This window comes from Holdemania filiformis DSM 12042 (assembly GCF_000157995.1).
Taxonomy (GTDB): Bacteria; Bacillota_I; Bacilli_A; order Erysipelotrichales; family Erysipelotrichaceae; genus Holdemania; species Holdemania filiformis.
Map to the genome: position 1 here is coordinate 15,352 of NZ_GG657561.1, position 5,015 is coordinate 20,366.

Genomic DNA, 5,015 nt, shown 5'->3' on the forward strand with positions numbered 1-5,015 from the left:
AAGGCAGCTCGTTGCCAGGTTCCTTGGTTCCCCATGAAGGGAACCTTTTTTTTGTTTCGAAAGGGAAAGCAGGGTGTGTTTATTTCGCAGATATAAGATCGAAAATGATTTTTATCCGCTCAGACCCGCTTTGCATACAGCGCGGAAATGATAAAATCTTGCCATAGAATCGCTCTTCTTATGGCGAAACAGCGATACTTATGATGATTTTCGAACAAGGTTTTAGCTGCAATCCATACTCGAAAAATAAAATAATCGTCGTTTTAATTACAGGGTTGGTTTTCTTTCTCCGCCGCTTTAAATCTGTGCTATAATATTTTCCAAGTGACACTGAAGAAAGGATGTGAACAAATGAAGCTTGAATTCATAACGGAAACACCGCAGGAAACCAAGAACCTCGGTGAGAAAATGGGAAGTTTATCCAAGCCCAATATGGTATGGACAATGAGCGGGGATCTGGGCGCCGGAAAAACGACGCTGACTCAGGGCATTGCCCGGGGACTAGGAATCACCCGGACTGTCAGCAGTCCTACTTTTACGATATTGAAGATTTATCAAGGCCGCCTGCCGCTGTATCATTTTGACGCCTATCGTCTGGAAGGAACGCATCAGGAGCTCGGTTTTGAAGAAATGATCGACGGTGAAGGCCTGACTGTCATCGAATGGCCTGAATATATGGAAGATCTGGATCAAACGCAGCCGCTGCGGATCACGCTGCACCGATTGGGCGAGAACCGCCGTCAGATTGTCTTGGAAACGGACAACGAAAAGTATGTCGAATTGATGGAGGCATTGAAATGATTACTTTATGTATGGATACCAGCAGTAAATTTTTAGTGCTGGCTTTGATTGAAGAGGATCGGCTGATCGGCAAGCGCTGTCTGTCTTCCTGGAAGCGTCAGTCGGAAATGATATTTCCGCAGTTGACGGAATTACTTGAAGAATGTCATCTGACACCGAAGGCGATCAACGAAGTTGTGGTCACCAAAGGACCGGGCAGTTATACCGGCGTGCGGATCGCAATGACCGTCGCCAAAGTATTATGCTCGACAGCGCAATTACCGCTTTATGCGCTGCCGACATTGGAATTGATCGGCGCGGGGAAAACGAGAGCGGCCGTGCTGCTCGATGCCCGCAGTCAGCGTGCTTATTTCGGAATGATTGAAAAAGGCAAGCTCGTTGGTAAAGAAGAGGTACTGCCTCTCAGTGAGATCCAGGCCCGAATTGAAGAAACCGGCGATTTGGAGCTGGCCGGCGATTGTTCGCTGTTAGGCCTGGAGGACTGTTATCCAGATCTGGCGGAAGCTTTTCTCATCGCCCGTCCACAGTGGCAGAAGGTTGAAAACGTGCATCTGTTAGTGCCGGAATACCTGAAATCCGCCGACGATTACCTGGTAAAAAAAGCATGATCCGGGAAATGACGCTGGACGATCTGAATATTGTCTGCGAAATGGAGCTGCGGCTGTTTAGTTCGCCCTGGCCGCGGGAAAGCTATGAATATGAATTAAAGGAAAATCCCTATTCCCATTTATTCGTAGCTGAGAATGAGGAAGGAACGATCGTCGGCTATGCGGGCGTGTGGACGACTTTTGATCAGGCGCAGATCACGACGATCGGCGTGGATCTTCCTTATCGCCGTCAACATTGGGCCTCACGGCTGATGGATCATTTGATCAATTGCGCGGCAGAGAAGGGCTGCGAAATGATTTCGCTGGAAGTTCGCGTAAGCAATGCCCCAGCTTTAACGTGTTATAAAAAATATGGTTTTGAAATCATCAATATCCGGAAAAGCTATTACCAGGATAACCATGAAGACGCGTATTTGATGATGAAGCCAATAGGAGGGAATTTATGAAACGAAATTTAATCCTGGCAATTGAGTCCAGCTGTGATGAAACGGCCGCTGCGGTGGTAGAGGACGGCTGCAAGATCTGTTCCAATATCGTTTCTTCACAGATTAACGTCCATAAAAAATACGGCGGCGTCGTTCCGGAGGTCGCTTCACGGATCCACGTTGAAAATATTTCTGTGGTCATCGAAGAAGCGCTGGCGCAGGCCGAGGTGACGATGGACGATATTTTAGCGATCGCGGTAACGCAGGGCCCCGGCCTTGTCGGCTCGCTGCATGTCGGCGTGCAGGCCGCGAAAACCCTGGCCTGGTATTACGATAAACCGCTGATCCCGCTGCATCACATCATCGGACATATTTACGCCAACCGCTTTGTCGACGAACTGCGGTTCCCGATGATTGCGCTGGTGGTGTCCGGCGGTCATACCGAGTTGGTTTGGATGAAAGACGAGTGGTCGTTTGAGATTCTCGGCACAACGCAGGACGACGCGATCGGCGAGGCGTATGACAAGGTTTCCCGAGTGATGGGAACTGGGTATCCGGGCGGTCCGGTCATTGATAAAATGGCAAAACAGGGACATCCGCATTACACCTTGCCGAAGCCGAAGACAGAAAAGCCGCTTGATTTTTCCTTCAGCGGTTTGAAATCAGCGGTCCTGCAGCTGATCGATCGGGAAAATAAAAAAGGCGAGGAACTGAACAAGGAAGATCTTTCCTACGCTTTCCAGGAAGCGGCGCTCGACACGCTGCTGAAAAAGACGATGCAGGCGGTTAAAGAATTTAAACCGAAGCAGGTCGTATTGGCAGGCGGCGTCGCGGCGAATTCCCGCCTGCGTGAGAAAATCTCGGAGATGATTCAGGAAACGCCGGAGGTTCATCTGACGATCCCGCCGTTATGGTGCTGTACGGACAACGCCGCAATGATCGGCGCCGCCGGCTGGACGGCGTATACGCACGGTTTAAACGGCTCATTGGACATCGCCGCGAACCCGTCGATGGAAATTGAAACAAGTTCAATTCATTAAATCATTCACAATTTAAAACAAGTGTGCTAGAATAATGCAGAAGGGGTTGATAGTATGCCAACAAAGTCAGTCCCTAAGGCTACACTGCAGCGTTATCCAATCTATCTGAAAGCTTTACGCAAACTTAAAAATTCCGGCGTAACCCGGATCATGTCCAAGGAGCTTTCGGAATATGTGGCCATTGAGTCCACGACGATCCGCCGGGATTTCTCATTCCTGGGATCGCTGGGGAAGCAAGGTTATGGCTATGACGTTGACCGCCTGATTGAAATATTCAACGAACAGTTGGGCATGGGATTCGACGAGAAGATTATTCTTGTCGGAGCAGGCAACCTTGGGAAAGCTTTAATGAATTACAATCGCTGGAACCATGTTGTCGGCGAGATTGTATGTGCCTTTGACATCCGTCCGGAGTCTGTCGGGAAGACGCCGATTCCGGTTTACCACGTTGATGAAATGAAGGATAAGATTCCGGAAGGCTGCCGGATTGCGATCCTGTGCGTTTCGTCGAATGTTCAGGACGCGGCCGATCGTCTGATCGAATGCGGCATTACCGGGATTGTTGATTTCTCGCACGAGCATTTCCAGGTTCCTAAGGGAGTTCTGGTCAAGCCGATCGACGTCGTTTCAACGATCCAGGAATTGGTTTTTGAAACCAACAACATGAAAAAGTAGAAGGCAGCGAAAAGAGAACGATCCCATTACTGAAGCACAGCGAGCCGGGCAGGGTGAAAGCCGGAGTTCAGTCAGGGAATGCGGAACACTCTGGGAGCCGGATCGGAGAACTGAAAGTAGACGATCCCGTCGGCGGCGTTAACGCACCCTGAGGCCTGGTGATTTTGCGATCATTCGGGCGAATGAGGATGGCACCACGTTGTTCAACGTTCCTTAGTCAGGAACGTTTTTTTATTCATAAATAAAGGAGAAAAGTATGCTTACATTCATGACCGTCAGAGAACTCTACGAGATGGCTTGTTCCGGCAGCACCATGGAAACCGATCAGATCGAGTATGCCCAGCTGCAGGGATGGGTCAGAACCAACCGCAACAACGGTTCGATCGGGTTTATCGAGCTGAACGATGGAACGTATTTCCGCAACGCTCAGCTTGTTTACTCGTCCGATCTGGCCAATTTTCAGGATGTATCCAAATATCTGACAGGCACGGCGCTGACTGTTACAGGGAAAGTCGTACTGACCCCGCAGGCGAAGCAGCCGTTTGAGCTGCAGGTCACAGAAGTGATTTTGGAAGGCGCCTGCGACAATACCTATCCGCTGCAGAAAAAACGGCATTCGTTTGAGTATCTGCGCGAGATCGGACATCTGCGTCCGCGCAGCAACACGTTCAACGCGGTTTTCCGCGTCCGCTCCGTCCTGGCGATGGCGATTCACGAGTTTTTTCAGGATCAGGGCTTTGTCTACGTTAACGCCCCGATCATTACCGGAAACGACGCAGAAGGCGCAGGCGAGGTCTTTACCGTCACTACCCGCGATGACGGCAACTATGAAGAGGACTTCTTCGGCAAGAAGGCAAACCTTACGGTTTCCGGTCAGCTGCAGGCAGAAGCCTTTGCGATGGCTTTCCGCGACGTTTACACCTTTGGTCCCACCTTCCGTGCGGAAAACTCCAACACAACAACCCATGCTTCTGAATTCTGGATGGTAGAACCGGAAATTGCGTTCGCGGATCTGGAAGATGATATGGATCTGATTGAAGATATGATCAAATACTGCATTCAGTACGTGTTGGATAACTGCCCGGAGGAAATGAAATTCTTCAACCAGTTTATCGACAACACGTTACTGGAACGCCTGAACCATGTACTGAACAGTGAATTCGTGCGGATGCCGTACACGGAGGCGATCGAGCATCTGTTGAAGGCCAAGAAAAAGTTTGAAAACCCAGTTTCCTGGGGCGTTGATCTCAATACGGAACATGAGCGTTATTTGTGCGAAGAAGTCGTGAAGGGGCCGGTCTTCCTGATCGATTATCCGAAGGATATCAAAGCGTTCTATATGCGGATGAACGACGATGGGAAAACCGTGGCGGCCTGCGATTTGTTGGTGCCGGCGGTCGGCGAACTGGTCGGCGGTTCCCAGCGTGAAGAACGGCTGGAGGTCCTGCAGAACCGGATGAAGGAAA

The 5,015-nt window shown here is 50.1% G+C and carries 6 protein-coding genes; all 6 read left to right on the forward strand.

Annotated elements, in window-relative coordinates; translation table 11 throughout:
- The first annotated feature begins 351 nt into the window (after positions 1–351).
- Positions 352–801: a tRNA (adenosine(37)-N6)-threonylcarbamoyltransferase complex ATPase subunit type 1 TsaE gene (gene tsaE, locus HOLDEFILI_RS12755; protein ID WP_006060162.1), complete on the forward strand. Its 450-nt coding sequence runs from the start codon at positions 352–354 to the stop codon at positions 799–801.
- Entirely contained in the window at positions 798–1,409 is a 612-nt protein-coding gene (gene tsaB, locus HOLDEFILI_RS12760) for a tRNA (adenosine(37)-N6)-threonylcarbamoyltransferase complex dimerization subunit type 1 TsaB (protein WP_006060163.1), read from the forward strand. The genes tsaE and tsaB overlap by 4 nt, the downstream gene beginning before the upstream one ends.
- The gene (gene rimI / locus HOLDEFILI_RS12765) at positions 1,406–1,855 is read left to right on the forward strand and encodes a ribosomal protein S18-alanine N-acetyltransferase (protein ID WP_006060164.1); all 450 of its coding nucleotides are present in this window, start codon (positions 1,406–1,408) and stop codon (positions 1,853–1,855) included. Before tsaB ends, rimI begins: the two co-directional genes overlap by 4 nt.
- Complete coding sequence (tsaD, locus tag HOLDEFILI_RS12770) at positions 1,852–2,874, forward strand: tRNA (adenosine(37)-N6)-threonylcarbamoyltransferase complex transferase subunit TsaD (protein ID WP_006060165.1); 1,023 nt, start codon at positions 1,852–1,854, stop codon at positions 2,872–2,874. The genes rimI and tsaD overlap by 4 nt, the downstream gene beginning before the upstream one ends.
- Positions 2,875–2,928: 54 nt before the next feature.
- Entirely contained in the window at positions 2,929–3,549 is a 621-nt protein-coding gene (locus tag HOLDEFILI_RS12775; RefSeq protein ID WP_006060166.1) for a redox-sensing transcriptional repressor Rex, read from the forward strand.
- A 256-nt stretch (positions 3,550–3,805) separates the two neighbouring features.
- Positions 3,806–5,015, forward strand: a 1,210-nt coding sequence (gene asnS, locus HOLDEFILI_RS12780) for an asparagine--tRNA ligase (protein WP_006060167.1), incomplete at its 3' end; no start/stop codon positions are given.